Source organism: Ruegeria sp. CDSA021, assembly GCF_059612325.1.
Genome location: NZ_JBXWQJ010000013.1, coordinates 89,366 through 103,878, shown reverse-complemented (window position 1 = coordinate 103,878; position 14,513 = coordinate 89,366). Strand labels below are relative to the sequence as shown.

At 56.8% G+C, this 14,513-nt stretch carries 15 protein-coding genes; 9 read left to right on the top strand and 6 right to left on the bottom strand.

Annotation, left to right across the window (positions count from 1 at the left end; genetic code table 11):
- Positions 1 to 275: 275 nt before the first annotated feature.
- The 3 genes from dgcN (at position 276) to AC2FLD_RS17100 (ending at position 3,188) form a co-directional block, all read left to right on the top strand.
- Positions 276 to 1,277 (top strand): N-acetyltransferase DgcN, encoded by a 1,002-nt coding sequence (gene dgcN / locus AC2FLD_RS17110; RefSeq protein ID WP_496670864.1) that lies wholly within the window; start codon positions 276 to 278, stop codon positions 1,275 to 1,277.
- 74 nt (positions 1,278 to 1,351) lie between these two features.
- Positions 1,352 to 2,317 (top strand): N-acetyl-D-Glu racemase DgcA, encoded by a 966-nt coding sequence (gene dgcA, locus AC2FLD_RS17105; RefSeq protein WP_496670867.1) that lies wholly within the window; start codon positions 1,352 to 1,354, stop codon positions 2,315 to 2,317.
- Positions 2,318 to 2,327: 10 nt separating this feature from the next.
- Positions 2,328 to 3,188: a D-amino-acid transaminase gene (locus tag AC2FLD_RS17100; protein WP_496670870.1), complete on the top strand. Its 861-nt coding sequence runs from the start codon at positions 2,328 to 2,330 to the stop codon at positions 3,186 to 3,188.
- 42 nt (positions 3,189 to 3,230) lie between these two features.
- Here the strand turns inward: AC2FLD_RS17100 and AC2FLD_RS17095 are convergent, their stop codons facing one another.
- The 3 genes from AC2FLD_RS17095 to AC2FLD_RS17085 all read right to left on the bottom strand — a co-directional run bounded on the left by AC2FLD_RS17095 (position 3,231) and on the right by AC2FLD_RS17085 (position 4,698).
- Positions 3,231 to 3,545, bottom strand: a complete 315-nt coding sequence (locus AC2FLD_RS17095; protein ID WP_496670872.1) for a DUF1244 domain-containing protein — start codon at positions 3,543 to 3,545, stop codon at positions 3,231 to 3,233.
- Between the two features lie 89 nt (positions 3,546 to 3,634).
- Positions 3,635 to 3,874 carry a DUF6868 family protein gene (locus tag AC2FLD_RS17090; RefSeq protein WP_496670875.1) on the bottom strand — a complete coding sequence of 80 codons (240 nt, stop codon included), beginning with the start codon at positions 3,872 to 3,874 and terminating at the stop codon, positions 3,635 to 3,637.
- Between the two features lie 86 nt (positions 3,875 to 3,960).
- Complete coding sequence (locus AC2FLD_RS17085) at positions 3,961 to 4,698, bottom strand: N-formylglutamate amidohydrolase (protein ID WP_496670880.1); 738 nt, start codon at positions 4,696 to 4,698, stop codon at positions 3,961 to 3,963.
- A 140-nt stretch (positions 4,699 to 4,838) separates the two neighbouring features.
- Between AC2FLD_RS17085 and pyk the strand changes: the two genes are divergently transcribed.
- From pyk to rplT, 5 genes are all read left to right on the top strand, one after another.
- Positions 4,839 to 6,284, top strand: coding sequence for a pyruvate kinase (gene pyk / locus AC2FLD_RS17080; RefSeq protein WP_050605298.1), 1,446 nt, complete (start codon positions 4,839 to 4,841; stop codon positions 6,282 to 6,284).
- A 254-nt stretch (positions 6,285 to 6,538) separates the two neighbouring features.
- The gene (locus AC2FLD_RS17075) at positions 6,539 to 6,976 is read left to right on the top strand and encodes a universal stress protein (RefSeq protein ID WP_496670883.1); all 438 of its coding nucleotides are present in this window, start codon (positions 6,539 to 6,541) and stop codon (positions 6,974 to 6,976) included.
- 13 nt (positions 6,977 to 6,989) lie between these two features.
- Positions 6,990 to 8,540, top strand: a complete 1,551-nt coding sequence (locus AC2FLD_RS17070) for an alanine/glycine:cation symporter family protein (RefSeq protein ID WP_496670886.1) — start codon at positions 6,990 to 6,992, stop codon at positions 8,538 to 8,540.
- 184 nt (positions 8,541 to 8,724) lie between these two features.
- The gene (gene rpmI / locus AC2FLD_RS17065; RefSeq protein ID WP_005981143.1) at positions 8,725 to 8,925 is read left to right on the top strand and encodes a 50S ribosomal protein L35; all 201 of its coding nucleotides are present in this window, start codon (positions 8,725 to 8,727) and stop codon (positions 8,923 to 8,925) included.
- A gap of 14 nt (positions 8,926 to 8,939) precedes the next feature.
- Positions 8,940 to 9,305: a 50S ribosomal protein L20 gene (gene rplT, locus AC2FLD_RS17060; RefSeq protein WP_008756009.1), complete on the top strand. Its 366-nt coding sequence runs from the start codon at positions 8,940 to 8,942 to the stop codon at positions 9,303 to 9,305.
- A gap of 147 nt (positions 9,306 to 9,452) precedes the next feature.
- On the opposite strand, the gene AC2FLD_RS17055 is transcribed toward rplT, so the two are convergent.
- Both AC2FLD_RS17055 and AC2FLD_RS17050 read right to left on the bottom strand, forming a co-directional pair.
- Complete coding sequence (locus AC2FLD_RS17055; RefSeq protein ID WP_496670889.1) at positions 9,453 to 10,694, bottom strand: membrane dipeptidase; 1,242 nt, start codon at positions 10,692 to 10,694, stop codon at positions 9,453 to 9,455.
- A 172-nt stretch (positions 10,695 to 10,866) separates the two neighbouring features.
- A complete protein-coding gene (locus tag AC2FLD_RS17050) occupies positions 10,867 to 12,258 on the bottom strand; it encodes an aminotransferase family protein (RefSeq protein ID WP_496671161.1) in 1,392 nt (463 codons plus the stop codon).
- A gap of 215 nt (positions 12,259 to 12,473) precedes the next feature.
- Here AC2FLD_RS17050 and AC2FLD_RS17045 point away from each other — a divergent pair, with 215 nt between their 5' ends.
- Positions 12,474 to 14,102, top strand: a complete 1,629-nt coding sequence (locus AC2FLD_RS17045; protein ID WP_496670892.1) for an acyl-CoA synthetase — start codon at positions 12,474 to 12,476, stop codon at positions 14,100 to 14,102.
- On the opposite strand, the gene AC2FLD_RS17040 is transcribed toward AC2FLD_RS17045, so the two are convergent.
- Entirely contained in the window at positions 14,099 to 14,434 is a 336-nt protein-coding gene (locus AC2FLD_RS17040; protein ID WP_496670897.1) for a DOPA 4,5-dioxygenase family protein, read from the bottom strand. The genes AC2FLD_RS17045 and AC2FLD_RS17040 overlap by 4 nt on opposite strands.
- Positions 14,435 to 14,513: the final 79 nt, after the last annotated feature.

Here is a 14,513-nt window from a genome sequence, read left to right as displayed (position 1 = left end):
GAAATTGCGATTTTCCTGCTCAATGAGGTATTAAATTGCGTGTCACAGCGCAAGAGCGATTGTGCATCTGCGGCAATGCGGCTGCAGAATGGAACTTTAGGTTAACTGGGAAGGGGTGATTAAAGTTTAATCACTTTGAAAACTTCGAATAAATTTGCGCCATGGCGTAAGTACGCGCAAAAACGTCGCGCGTTAATCGTGTTGGGCGGATCAAAACGCGAAACGTTCGTTTTGCTGCTTCTCTAGCTTAGGCCGGAATCAAAGGAGTGACCGCAATGATCGAGACACCGTACCTGCTGTTTCTGGGCGATGCGCCCGACCAATTGGCGGCCAAAGTGGCTGTGGGCATCAAGGATTGGCGCCCGGAAAACGCCGTGGGCCAATACCGGATGGATGGCTGCAAGGCCGATCTGGGTCTGACAGACATGACCCTGACCGAGGCGAAAGAGGCCGGCGCCAAAACGCTCGTGATCGGTGTGGCCAACCGTGGTGGTGTGATCAGCCAGGAATGGAAAAAGGTTCTGGTCATGGCGCTGGAGGAAGGGTTTGACCTGGCTTCGGGTCTGCACAACTTGCTGCGCGATGAGCCCGATCTGGTAGCCGTGGCCGAAGCAACCGGTCAAAAGCTGCACGACGTACGCGTGCCCGAAGTGGATTACCCGATTGCCAACGGCATAAAGCGTAAGGGCAAGCGTTGTTTGGCTGTGGGTACCGATTGTTCGGTCGGCAAGATGTACACGGCCATGGCGATGGATGCCGAAATGCGCAAGCGTGGTATGAAATCGACCTTCCGGGCGACCGGTCAAACGGGTATCCTGATCACTGGCGATGGTGTGCCGCTTGACGCGGTCATTGCCGACTTCATGGCCGGTTCGATCGAATGGCTGACACCCGACAATGATGACGACCACTGGGACCTGATCGAAGGGCAGGGTTCACTGTTCCACGTGTCTTATTCCGGCGTGACTATGGCACTGATCCACGGCGGCCAGCCGGACGCCCTGATCCTGAGCCACGAACCGACTCGCGAACACATGCGTGGTTTGCCGACCTATCAGCAGCCATCTTTGGAAACACTTCACGACACCGCGCTTGCGCTTGCCAAGGTAGCGAACCTGGATTGTCAGGTTGTTGGCGTTTCGGTCAACACGCAGCATATGTCCGAAGAAGACGCAATCGCCTACTTGGCCAAGATCGAAGCCGACATGGGTCTGCCTGCAACCGACCCGTTCCGCTTTGGATCCGGCAAGCTGGTGGACGCGCTGGCCGCGATGTGATCTGAGACACGTGCCGGTGGCGGGCTCATCCGCCTCCGGCGGGCGTATTTGGGAAAAGATGAAGGGGCGGGTGCGTGCAGATAGAGGTCTCTCGCGATGTGTTTCGGCTGGCGCAGGTGTTCACCATCTCGCGCGGGTCGCGGACTGAAGCAAAGGTGCTGACGGTACGGGTGTCGGACGGAACCCATCAGGGCTGGGGCGAATGCGTTCCCTATGCGCGCTATGACGAAACGCTCGAGACGGTTGAGGCCGAGATTGCGGGTTTGCCTGCAGAGTTCACTCGACAGTCGCTGATGAATCTATTGCCAGCGGGTGCGGCCCGAAACGCCATGGATTGTGCCCTGTGGGATCTGGAGAGCAAGCGCGCTGGCAAACGTGCCTGGGATTTGGCCGGTCTGCCGGTGCCGGGCCCAGAGATCACCGCGTACACCCTGTCGTTGGATGCGCCAGAGGCGATGCAAGCTCAGGCGGCTGAGAACGCGCATCGTCCGCTGTTGAAGATCAAACTGGGCACGCCTGACGATATGCCACGGCTTGAGGCTGTACGCGCGGGCGCTCCGAACTCCAAGATCATTGTGGACGCGAACGAAGGGTGGACGGCCGAAGTTTATGCCGATCTTGCGCCGCATCTGGTGCGCCTGGGCGTGGCCCTGGTCGAGCAGCCCCTACCGGCCGGAGATGACGATGCGCTGATCGGAATGGATCGCCCGGTCCCGGTCTGTGCTGATGAATCCTGCCATGACCGCAACAGCCTGCCCAAGCTGAAGGGCAAATATGATGTCATCAACATCAAGCTTGACAAGACCGGGGGCCTGACCGAGGCGCTGGAACTGCGCACGGCCGCGATTGCCGAAGGCTATGACGTCATGGTGGGTTGCATGGTTGGCAGTTCGCTTGCCATGGCCCCTGCGACATTGCTGGCGCAAGGTGCGATGGTAACGGACCTTGACGGCCCGCTTTTGTTGGCCGAAGACCGTGATACCCCGCTGATTTTTGACGATGCCGGAGTGCACCCGCCGGTGTTCGCGCTCTGGGGCTGAGGAGACAAACATGACCCGAACCGTTTACGTAAATGGCGAATACCTGCCCGAGGCAGAGGCCAAGGTGTCGATCTTTGATCGAGGTTTTCTGTTCGCAGACGCCGTTTATGAAGTGACCAGTGTACTGGACGGCAAGCTGATTGATTTCGAAGGCCATGCAGTACGTCTCAAGCGATCGCTGGACGAGTTGGAGATGGCCGAGCCCTGCACCAAGGATGAGTTGCTGGAAATCCATCGTAGGCTGGTTGAGCTGAACGGCATCGAAGAGGGCCTCGTTTACCTGCAGGTCTCGCGCGGCAGCGATGGCGACCGGGATTTCGTATTCCCCTCGGCAGATACCGAACCGAGCCTTGTTCTGTTTACGCAGAACAAACCTGGTCTGGCTGATAGTCCGGCTGCCCAGAAAGGTGCCAAGATCATCTCGATCGAAGATATCCGCTGGGGCCGCCGCGATATCAAAACCGTGCAGCTGCTCTACCCATCAATGGGCAAGATGATGGCCAAGAAAGCAGGTTGCGATGACGCTTGGCTGGTCGAAGACGGTTATGTGACCGAGGGCACCAGCAACAACGCCTATTTCGTCAAGAACGGCAAGATCATCACCCGACCGCTGTCGAACGACATCCTGCATGGGATCACGCGTAAGGCTGTTCTGCGCATGGCAGCGGAAGCGCAGATGGAAATCGAAGAGCGTCTGTTCACAATCGACGAAGCCAAAGAGGCAGATGAGGCATTCACAACCTCGGCCAGTGCTTTTGTGATGCCGGTGGTCGAGATTGACGGGGTCGCGTTGGGTGATGGTACGCCAGGGCCGATCGCCAAACGCCTTCGCGAAATTTATCTGGACGAAAGCCGCAAAGCTGCAGTCTAAAGAATAGGCCCGCCGATTTGGCGGGCCTTCTTCGTTTCGAACTTAACCCTTTTTCGTTACATTCTCTTCGAACGCAACCTTGAAGGCTGCCTGTTTTTCGGGGCTGGCGTCGGTCTGATAACTAGCTTTCCATTCATCCATGGTCATGCCGTAGAAAACCTCACGGGCTTCGTCCTTGCCCATCTCGATGCCTTTGTCATTGGCGGCCTCCTGATACCAGCGCGAAAGGCAGTTTCGGCAGAACCCGGTCAGATTCATCATGTCGATGTTCTGGACGTCTGTGCGGTCTTCCATCAGGTGCTTTTGCAACCGACGAAACGCGGCGGCCTGAAGTTCGATTTCGGTTTGCTTGTCCATGATGCGGCTCCGGGTGGCTTTGTGTGCAGTGTCTGACCTAACAATCCCGCTGTCCTGTTACAACAATCAGACTTGCGATCCGAACTTGCTCACATCAGTTTCAAGGCCAACCAAGGTACGACACAAAAGATCAGTGTCAGAATCTTGTAGTTGGCAAGATATCTGAAATAGGCACGTTTCACATCGGGACGCTCCATCTGAAACATCCTGCCGTGAATGCCCGCGATCCAATCCTGCAACAGCAGGACCATCACGGTGGTGAACAGAAGAACCGCGATATTGAGCGCAGCCATCCAGCCAAAAAACGTCGTCAGAAATTCATGTGTCACGATGATCCCCTTTCTTGCAGAATATGGGGATCAGGGGAGGTGCTCACAATGGCGTGAGCTGTGGAAAGCCACTGTCGAACTTGCGGTTAAAGGTCGCTGTTCTCCAATGTATCCCGCAGGACAAGGGCCAGGCGTTCGGCCCATTCTTTTTGCCCCACATGGTTGGCAATTAGATCATTGCGCAGTTCGATCAGGGCGTTGGGACGCCCGAACGCCGTACAGTGCTTGTCAATCGCATCGCCCGGCAGAACGCCGGTGTAGGGTTCGTTGACGCCTACGCACATATCGTCCTCGGCCTGAAGCCGGTCGATCAGGGGGCGCGCGAACCTCTCGTCTGGGGTGTGCAAGACACCTATGTGCCAGGGGCGCGGGTTACGTCCGCGCAGCTGGCGGGTGAAGGAATGCATGGAAACGATCACAGCGTGCGGCAATGCGGCCATCTGAGCCAGCGCCTCGTGATAAGGGCGATAGCACATGTTCAGGCGACGCTCGCGTTCAGCTGCGTCCGCATGGCGGTTGCCGGGGATGATCGAGCCGTCATAGAGCTTCATCAACAATGTCGGGTCGTCTTCACCGCGGTTGGGATCGATCACCAAACGCGAGAAATTTGCGGCAATTACTGGCGCGTTCAGGATCTCGCCCAAATGTTTTGACACCTCATAGGCACCGACATCATAGGCGATGTGGCGCTCCATGTCTTCGCGTGACAGGCCAAGGTCGCCTCCGTTCACCTCAGGGGGTACAGAATTGGTTGCGTGGTCGCATGTGATCAGCCAACGGGACGGGCGATCCGCGCCGTGAACGAAAAACGGGGTGTATGTCATGGGCCTGTCATCTAGTTTGTCGCAGGTGTAGGGCAGTTGCTTTGAAAAGGGAATTGGGCAATAAGCACTCAGCTAATGTTTGCGGTAACATTTTACTGCACCCTAACTGCAACTAAGACGACGTGAGGAGAGCAGGACTGATGCGACGCCTGAGAAATGTAAAAATCGTGGCGACGCTGGGACCGGCGTCCAGTGATTATGAAACCATTCGTGCCCTGCACGAGGCTGGTGCGGATGTGTTCCGTTTGAACATGAGCCACGGCAGCCATGATGAGATTCGCGAACGGCACAAGATCATTCGGCAGGTTGAAAAAGACCTCGACAGCCCGATTGCCATTCTGGCTGACCTTCAGGGGCCCAAGCTGCGCGTTGGCGTTTTTGCCAATGAGGCGGAAGAGTTGGAAGAAGGCGCGGCATTCCGCCTCGACCTTGACCCTGCTGCCGGCGACATCAATCGGGTTTGCCTTCCGCACCCCGAGATTTTTGCTGCACTTGAGCAAGGCGCGCGCCTTCTGGTGAATGACGGAAAGATACGTCTGACCGTACAGGATTGCGGACAGGATTTCGCCAATTGCAAGGTTGATGTGGGAGGTACGATCTCTAACCGCAAGGGCGTAAATGTGCCGGATGTGGTGCTGCCGCTGGCAGCGCTTTCGGCGAAGGATCGCGATGATCTTGAGTTTGTCTGCCAGTTGGGCGTCGACTGGTTGGCGCTGAGCTTTGTGCAGCGCGCAAAGGATGTGTTTGAAGCTCGGGCTTTGGCTGATGGCCGTGCTGCGATCCTGTCGAAGATCGAAAAGCCCGCCGCTGTTGAGGCATTTGAGGATATTCTCGACGCGTCAGATGGGATCATGGTAGCGCGGGGCGATCTGGGTGTGGAACTGCCCGTATCCGCCGTGCCGCCAATCCAGAAACGGCTGGTCCGCAGGTGCCGTGGTGCCGCCAAACCGGTTATCGTCGCGACCCAGATGTTGGAAAGCATGATCGAAAGCCCGATGCCCACCCGCGCCGAAGTGTCGGATGTGGCCACTGCGATCTATGAAGGCACGGACGCCATCATGCTCAGCGCGGAATCGGCGGCAGGTGCCTATCCAATCGAAGCCGTGCAAACCATGAACAAGGTCGCCATCGAGGTCGAGGCCGATCCGACCTACACCCAGATCATCGCCGCCTCGCGTACTGCCAAGGGCAGCACCGTGGCCGATGGCATCGTCGCAGCGGCCCGTGAAATAGCGGAAAAGACCGACATCAAGGCCATCTGCTGTTTCACCCAGAGCGGCACAACTGCCTCGCTGACTGCGCGTGAACGTCCTGGTGTGCCGATCATTGCCATGACCTCGCAACGTGGCACGGCGCGTCGGTTGTGTCTGAGCTGGGGGTGCAACTGTGTGATGACGCCCGAACTGCAACGGTTCAAAGGCGCGGTGGTGAACGCAGCGCGTGCCGCGCGGGCGGGCGGTTTTGCGTCTGAATCGGATCAGATCGTGGTCACCGCCGGTGTGCCGTTCAATGTCCCCGGCACTACCAACATTCTGCGGGTTGCCCCCTGTGACGAACGCCTGATTTACAGCACCGATCCTGAATAATTTGGGCTCAAGGCGACATCGGAACCTAGAAAACGGCTGCTTCAGAAGCAGCCGTTTTCTTTTTCGCACCGGGTGAAAAACTTGATTAATAAGCGAAATTTGACCGGTGCTGGTGAATTTGCCACAATAGTCTTCATTCATGAGTAGAATTTTCTAATAAATGACCTAAGGGCAGTCTCAGCCAAAGTTCCAAGTTCCGGCTGTCCTGCCGGGGGCACGGGCCCCGGACTTAACAACAATAATGGAGGAACAAGATGACAACAAAGATTGTCATAGGACTCGACGGGACAGAGACCGGTGAACGCGCGATTACTTTTGCCAAAGATCTGGCAAAGCTAATCGGATCCTGCGAATTGCTGGTCGCTTATGTGATTGAATGGTCCCCTTACACATTTCAGACACCGGAGGAAAACGCCTTGCGTCACAAGCGGCGCGAGGAAGAGGTCGATCTGGCAACGTCACGCGTCGTGACGCCCGCCGTCGATGCCCTCAAGGCGGCTGGTTTCGAGGCGCGAGGCGTCGTGCGACATGGCGATGTGGCAGAAACCCTGAACACCATCACGGTCGAAAACGGCGGTTCTCAGATCGTTGTCGGCCGGGCTTCGGCGGATGGGATCAAGAAACGAATCTTCGGCAGTTCAACGCAAAATCTTGTGATGCACGCTGAAGTTCCGGTCACAGTTGTAAATTGAGGTGGGCAGAAGAATGAAAACGCTACAACACCTGTACCTTGCGGCGCTTGCCGCCATAATGGCCACCGCCGCTTCCGCGCAAGAGGCTCCGGGCCTGGATGACAAGATCAATCAGGCTTTCGCTGATGCAACCGGACCCTTCGTCAGCTTTATCTTTGCCCCTTTCCCGGGAACTGGCTTTCCGTGGATTGTGGGGTGGCTGGTGGTCGCGGCCACAGTTTTCACGCTGTATTTTGCGTTTGTTCAGTTCCGCTTCTTTGGACACTCGATCAGCCTTGTCAAAGGCGACTATTCTGATCCAAACGATGCCGGAGAAGTCAGCCACTTTCAGGCTCTGGCCACGGCGCTGTCCGGCACAGTTGGTCTGGGGAATATCGCCGGTGTGGCGGTTGCAGTCGGCATCGGTGGTCCGGGCGCGACCTTCTGGATGATCGTCGCGGGCCTGCTGGGCATGGCGTCGAAATTCACGGAATGTACGCTGGGCGTGAAATACCGAAATGAATACGATGACGGCACCGTATCCGGTGGCCCGATGTATTACATGTCCAAAGGGTTCGACGAGTTGGGCCTGCCGGGTGGCAAGATCCTCGCGGTTCTGTTCTCGATCTTCTGTATCCTTGGCGCGCTGGGTGGGGGCAATATGTTCCAGGCCAATCAGGCGCATCAGCAGATCGCGGGCATTGTGGGTGACTATCCGGGCTGGATCACGGGTCTGGTCTTTGCGGCGATTGTGTTTGCGGTGATCGTCGGCGGTCTGAAATCCATCGCACGGGTGACTGAGAAGGTCGTGCCGTTCATGGGAGTGATGTATGTACTGGCGGCGCTGGTTATCATCATCATGCATGCCGATCAGATCGGCTGGGCCTTTGGTCAGATCTTCGCGGGCGCCTTTACTGGCCTCGGCGTTGCGGGCGGCATGGTCGGCGCGCTGATCCAGGGGTTCCGCCGGGCGGCGTTCTCGAACGAAGCGGGCGTTGGTTCTGCCGCGATTGCCCACTCGGCCGTGCGGACCAAAGAGCCGATTACGGAAGGGTTCGTGTCGCTGCTGGAGCCGTTCATCGACACCGTCGTGATCTGCACCATGACAGCGCTGGTGATCATCATCACCCAGCAACTGATTGTGGACCCGGAAACCGGCAACTACATGCTGAACGAGGCGGGTAACGCCATTGCCACCGTTGACGGCAACACCGGTGTCAGCCTGACCTCTGCCGCTTTCGGCAGCGCGTTCAACTGGTTCCCCTTCATCCTTGCGATTGCCGTGGTTCTGTTTGCCTTCTCAACCATGATAAGCTGGTCTTACTATGGCCTAAAAGCCTGGACCTACCTGTTCGGTGAAGGCCACACCAAAGAGCTGGTTTTCAAGTTTATCTTCTGCGTCTTCGTGGTTATCGGTGCGGCAGCCAACCTTGGTCCGGTCATCGACTTCTCGGATGCGGCGATCTTTGCGATGGCTGTGGTGAATGTTTTTGCGCTCTACTTCCTGATGAAAGTCGTGCGTCAGGAACTGGCGTCTTATGCCGAGCGGTTGAAAAGTGGAGAAATCCGCAAGTTCGAGCATTAAACCGATCCACCGGGGCGGCGAGTGTCGCCCCGGTGCCAGACCAGCCGCGCACAAAGCGCAAATTCTGGTCGAATCCCCCTTGCCAGTATGGCGGAACTTGCGTAAATGGCGCTTCTGATCGCGTGACCGGCCGAGATGGCATGCCGAGTCGCGTTTGAAACCGAACCCGGAAAAGGAGACGGAAATGCCTAAGATGAAGACAAAGTCGAGCGCCAAGAAGCGCTTCAAGGTGACTGCGACCGGTAAGGTCATGGCAGGCCAGGCCGGTAAACGGCACGGCATGATCAAGCGGACCAAGAAATTCATCCGCGACGCCCGTGGCACCACCACCCTGTCCGCCCCCGACGCCAAGATCGTCAAGGGCTACATGCCCTACGACCGCTAAGAGGAGATTAAGACATGTCCCGCGTTAAAGGTGGAACCGTAACTCACGCCCGTCACAAGAAGGTCATCAAGGCCGCCAAAGGTTACTATGGCCGCCGCAAGAGCACCTTCAAGGTTGCCCGTCAGGCCGTCGACAAGGCCAACCAGTATGCAACCCGCGACCGTAAGAACCGCAAGCGCAATTTCCGCGCGCTGTGGATCCAGCGTATCAACGCTGCCGTCCGTTCGCATGACGAGGCACTGACCTATTCCCGCTTCATCAACGGCCTGAACCTGGCCGGTATTGAAGTGGACCGCAAAGTTCTGGCCGACCTGGCCGTGCACGAACCGGAAGCGTTCGGCGCGATCGTCGCCAAAGCTCAGGCCGCTCTGGCTGCCTGATCCTCTCTTGGAGAGACAGTGAAAGAAGGGTCGTTCCGCAAGGAACGGCCTTTTTTGTTTTCTGGGTAGAGAATGTCGGCTGAGAGCCCAGACCGGTCAATTAATTAGGCGATGGGAGTAACTCCGCGTGTGGTCGTTCTAGGACAACTAGCGCGAGAAGAACAACTCTTCCATTTCGCGTCGCATCCGCAAGCGCTCGGGATACTCCTGCAAAAATACGTCGGGTGGCTTGCCTTCCCAGACCTGTGCAAAAACCCGCATTTTGTTCCCCCCATAGATCTTGGCAAGGTCTTCGTTCGTGTAGCCACGTGCCCACAGATCGTCAGTAATCGCGGCGAGAATCTTGGCCAGTTCGCCATTGCCGGTCGCGCCGCGATTAAAGGCATCGATCATGTAGCCGCCATCGTTGTACAAGTCGGCATTTGCTGTGGCGAAATCAACGACAAGCTCAGTTGAGAACATGTCGTCCGATGCTATTCCAACATGATCGACCCCAATAAGCTTTACGTAGTAGTCGATCATGTCGGCCGCTTGTTTCGGCGAAATGTCTTCTGGCCACACCCCATCCATCATCCATTCAGTGAAAGTTGGTGACACATAGCCACCGGAGTTTGCAGCCCTAATTGCTTCGTCGTCCGGAATGTTCCGATAGCAACCCTGTGGGGTCGCGTTCGGTTCATTTGCATACAGCCCTGCAGGAATAGAATGGGTGTAGACATAGGGTACGCCTGGGTAGTTTTCGTCCATGTAGTCCATGGCATCATTGGCAGTCTTCGATCCGGTGTGGCTAAGATCAAGCAGAATGCCGAACCGCACCATTTCGTCGATGACCGACTCCCCCCAAGCCGTGAGGCCGATATCGCGTCCGTTTTGCGCGGCCAGTTGACCCGAACCTGTCCGAAAAATGTCGTTGTAGGCGAGGATCATGCTCTTTATGCCCATGTCCTTGAGCAGCGCCATCTTCTTCAGATCGCCGTTCAGGATTGTGGCGGTCTGGCTGTTCCAGATGACGGCGGTTTTGCCCTGGATATGCGCCGCCTCGATGTCGCGTGTCTCATTCACGATCTGATAGTTTTCGGGTTGCTGCGCCATCGCGGCGCGGTAGTGATAGTGCTGCTCTAGGAGTGTTTCAAACGTCATGTCGGCCGCAGAGAGTGTCATCTCATGCCCTGTGATCCCATTGTCACGAGCCCGCTGAAAATAGGTATGGAGTTGTTCAGGGTCTGTCCATCCGGTTCCATAGGGACTGGCGATCATCCCCAACACGATGGTTTCTTCAACAAACTGCTTAGCCTCGTTCGAGGCCTCCCACGTTTTGCTTTCTTCGCTCGCGTGGGCGGGTATGACCAGTGCCAATGCCAGCGAACCCGCTGAAATCAATCGCTTCATGATGTTTGAACCTCCGCAAGCAAGTCAATTAGGTTCTACCGTGCACTCTTCTCAGTGATTACGACAGGCTTTTTATTGGTATGGCAGTGTGTCCGCTTAGTCCGCGTAGCAGAAGTTTAAAAAAAAACCGGCGCTTCGGGCGCCGGTTTAGCATTTTTGGTGTCTGACCGGGTTACCCAAACACACGCCCCAACGCGCCATCGACCGCGTCGGTGATCTGGTCGATGTCATCCGCAGTGGCGATCAGCGCGGGAGAAAAGCACAGGGTGTTGTTGCGGCTGGGGATCGACCGGTTGGTGGCGCCGATGATCACACCTTGCGCCATACAATCGGCAACAACGGCCTGAACCCGCTTTTCGTCCACCGGATCTTTGGTCTCTCGGTCGGTGACAAGTTCAGCACCCAGGAACAGACCCTTGCCGCGCACATCGCCAATGACTTTGTGCTTTTCCATCAACGCCTGCAGGTTGCCCATCATGCGGTCGCCCATGTCGGCGCAGTTGCCCAGCAGGTTCTCATCTTCGATGATGCGCATGTTCTCGATGGCTGCGGCCGGACCGGCGGTGCAGCCGCCAAAGGTCGAGATGTCGCGGAAATAGTTCAACGGATCCGACGCATCGTCCTTGAACATGTCAAAGACTTCCTCGGTCGTTACCATCACCGCAATTGCGGCATAACCCGAGGCGACGCCCTTGGCCATTGTCACGAAGTCGGGCTTGATGCCGTACTGCTGATATCCGAACCACGTGCCGGTCCGACCAACACCGCAGACAACCTCGTCGATATGCAGCAGGACGTCGTATTTCTTGCAGATCTCCTGCACGCGCTGCCAGTACCCTTCGGGCGCTTCGATGACGCCGCCGCCGGCGGTCACGGGCTCAAGGCACAGGGCACCAACGGTTTCGGGACCTTCCCGCAGGATGACCTCTTCGATCTGATCAGCGGCCCATTCACCGAAGTTTTCGACCGGTGCACCGTCCAGCTCATGCTTGCGGTATTCCATGCAGTGCGGCACGCGGATGAAATCGGGCGCGAAGGGGCCGTATTGCGCGGTACGCTCGTCCTGACCACCCGCCGACATGGTCGCAAGAGTCGAGCCGTGGTAGTCGCGGTCGCGGTACAGGATTTTGGTTTTCTTGCCGCCATAGCGCTTGTGCGCGATCTGACGAACCATCTTGAACACCTTCTCGTTCGCTTCGCTCCCCGAGTTGGTGTAGTAGACGCGGCTCATGCCGGGCATCTTGTCGATCAGCTTTTCTGCGAAGATGGAACCGGGGATCGAACCTGCGGTATTGGCGAAATAGCACAGTTTCATCAACTGGTCATAAACAGCCTTGCAGATCGATTCGCGGCCATAACCAACGTTCACGGTCCAGACACCGCCGGAAACAGCGTCCAGGTGCTCTTTGCCCTTCTGGTCCCAGACACGCATGCCTTTGCCTTCAACGATGATGCGCGGATCATTGGTTTCAAAGGGTTTATGCTGCAGCAGGTGGTGCCAGATATGGGCGCGGTCGGCCTCGACCACGCGGGAAAGATCGTTTTCGTTGAACGTGCCGTCCATGACAAGTCCTTTCACTGAGATGCGCTTTTTGGGGATATGGTTAGGCCATCCCCAGCCATTGTTTAAGATGCTTCAGATCACCGCGAAAGGCCCTCTGTAAGTAGGGCCAGATCACATCATCCCGTATTGCCAGAAGCAATCGTATTACTACGGATTTGTCAGGGCACCAAGTTTATGCTCAAGTCGCGCGGACTGTGATTTGGGAGGATCAGCGGATGACAGCCACAAACATCTACGAGCGTCATTTGGATAAAAGCCGGGCCAACTACACGCCTTTGTCGCCGCTGACCTTCCTTGAACGAACGGCTCAGGTCTATCCGGATTACCCTTCGGTGGTGTACGGGGACCGCCGGTATTCCTGGGCTGAAACCTATGCCCGGTGCCGACGTTTGGCAGGCGCGCTGAGCGCGCGAGGCATCGGGAAAGGCGATACCGTTTCAATTATCGCAGCAAACATTCCCGAGATGTATGAGGCGCATTTCGGCGTACCAATGTCTGGCGCTGTTCTGAACGCCATCAACACGCGCCTGGATGCACCGATTGTTGCCTTCATCCTGAAGCACGCCGAGTCCAAGGCGCTGCTGGTCGATCCGGAATTCTCTGGCGTCGTAAAAGACGCGTTGGAGCAGGTCGACCATGATATCCTGATCATAGACATTGAAGACCCCGGCTTTGAGGGCGGTGAAAAGCTGGGCAGCCTGACGTACGATGCCCTGCTGGACGAGGGCGACCCGGAATTCAAATGGTCTCTGCCAGAGGATGAGTGGGACGCAATTACGCTGAATTATACTTCGGGCACCACAGGAAACCCGAAAGGGGTTGTGTATCATCACCGTGGCGCCAACCTGAACGCGCAGTCGGATTTGCTGGATTGGGACATGCCCAAACACTCGGTTTATCTGTGGACTCTGCCGATGTTCCATTGCAATGGCTGGTGCTTCCCTTGGGCCATGGCAGCCAATGCAGGCGTGTCCGTGTGTTTGCGCGCCGTACGGGCCGAGCCGATCTATGCGGCATTCCGCGATGAGAAAGTCACCCATTTCTGCGGTGCGCCCATCGTTTTGAACATGCTGGCCCATGCGCCGGATGAACTGAAAGACTTCGATCACCAGATCAAGGTGATGACGGCAGGTGCCCCGCCGCCTGCCGCTGTGATCGAAGCGATGGAGGCGATGGGCGTCGAAGTCACCCACGTCTATGGCCTGACCGAGACCTATGGGCCTTCAGTTGTTTGCGCCTGGAAAGACGAATGGAATGAGAAAGGGCCGGAAGACCGCGCTGCTCTGAAGGTGCGCCAGGGCGTTCGGTATACGGCACTGTCTGGCCTGATGGTGGCCGATCCCGATACCATGGAACCCGTGCCGTCGGATGGCGAGACCATGGGTGAGATCTTTATGCAAGGTAACGTGGTGATGAAAGGGTATCTCAAGAACCCCGATGCCACAGATGATGCCTTTAAAGGAGGCTGGTTTGCATCCGGTGATCTGGGTGTCATGCACCCTGACGGCTATATCGCGCTGAAGGACCGCTCAAAGGACATCATCATCTCAGGCGGCGAGAATATTTCTTCTGTCGAGGTGGAGGGTATCCTTTACAAACACCCGGCGGTGATGGAGGCAGCTGTGGTTGCACGCCCTGATGAGAAGTGGGGCGAAACCCCATGTGCCTTTGTTGAGCTAAAGCCCGATGCCACTGTGACCGAAGCAGAGCTGATTGCCTTCTGTCGGGATAACATGGCCCATTTTAAAGCGCCCAAGAGCGTGGTGTTCGGCACTTTGCCGAAAACATCGACTGGCAAGGTGCAGAAATTTGTTCTGCGGGATCAGGCGCGGGCGCTGGGTTAAAGCTTGTCGAAGATCGAGAGGTCCAGATCCAGCATCTCACCCATCCAGATTGCCCGATCACGGTGATCTTCCAGATGCTCACCGGTTTCAGGGTGGGTGAAAACAGTCAGGCCTTGCCGGTTCAGCATCAGCCATGGCATGACCTGATCAAACGCACCAGCGGCAAAGCCAAGCTGGCAGCTCCAGCGCGGGTGAGGGCCGACGTTGCGGGTATGCATACGCCCCATCTGAACCGGAAACAGCCGTGCGGCCTCGTCACAGACCTGTTGCGCCGTATCCTGTGTATCGGCATCGAAATAAACATGGGCGTGGTAGCCAGTGATCTCGGGCATGGAAACCTCTTTGCATTGATGGAACAAAGCTATGACCGATCAGGCTGGACGCCTAGTCGCACAGGCACACAGAGACTGT

Coding starts and splice junctions, on each gene's coding strand:
- AC2FLD_RS17095 (WP_496670872.1), bottom strand. CDS start 3,545: ATGGACAAGCAAACCGAAATCGAACTTCAGGCCGCCGCGTTTCGTCGG.
- AC2FLD_RS17075 (WP_496670883.1), top strand. CDS start 6,539: ATGACAACAAAGATTGTCATAGGACTCGACGGGACAGAGACCGGTGAA.
- AC2FLD_RS17045 (WP_496670892.1), top strand. CDS start 12,474: ATGACAGCCACAAACATCTACGAGCGTCATTTGGATAAAAGCCGGGCC.
- AC2FLD_RS17070 (WP_496670886.1), top strand. CDS start 6,990: ATGAAAACGCTACAACACCTGTACCTTGCGGCGCTTGCCGCCATAATG.
- AC2FLD_RS17085 (WP_496670880.1), bottom strand. CDS start 4,698: ATGACATACACCCCGTTTTTCGTTCACGGCGCGGATCGCCCGTCCCGT.
- AC2FLD_RS17050 (WP_496671161.1), bottom strand. CDS start 12,258: ATGGACGGCACGTTCAACGAAAACGATCTTTCCCGCGTGGTCGAGGCC.
- pyk (WP_050605298.1), top strand. CDS start 4,839: ATGCGACGCCTGAGAAATGTAAAAATCGTGGCGACGCTGGGACCGGCG.
- AC2FLD_RS17100 (WP_496670870.1), top strand. CDS start 2,328: ATGACCCGAACCGTTTACGTAAATGGCGAATACCTGCCCGAGGCAGAG.
- AC2FLD_RS17055 (WP_496670889.1), bottom strand. CDS start 10,694: ATGAAGCGATTGATTTCAGCGGGTTCGCTGGCATTGGCACTGGTCATA.
- rplT (WP_008756009.1), top strand. CDS start 8,940: ATGTCCCGCGTTAAAGGTGGAACCGTAACTCACGCCCGTCACAAGAAG.
- AC2FLD_RS17040 (WP_496670897.1), bottom strand. CDS start 14,434: ATGCCCGAGATCACTGGCTACCACGCCCATGTTTATTTCGATGCCGAT.
- dgcN (WP_496670864.1), top strand. CDS start 276: ATGATCGAGACACCGTACCTGCTGTTTCTGGGCGATGCGCCCGACCAA.
- rpmI (WP_005981143.1), top strand. CDS start 8,725: ATGCCTAAGATGAAGACAAAGTCGAGCGCCAAGAAGCGCTTCAAGGTG.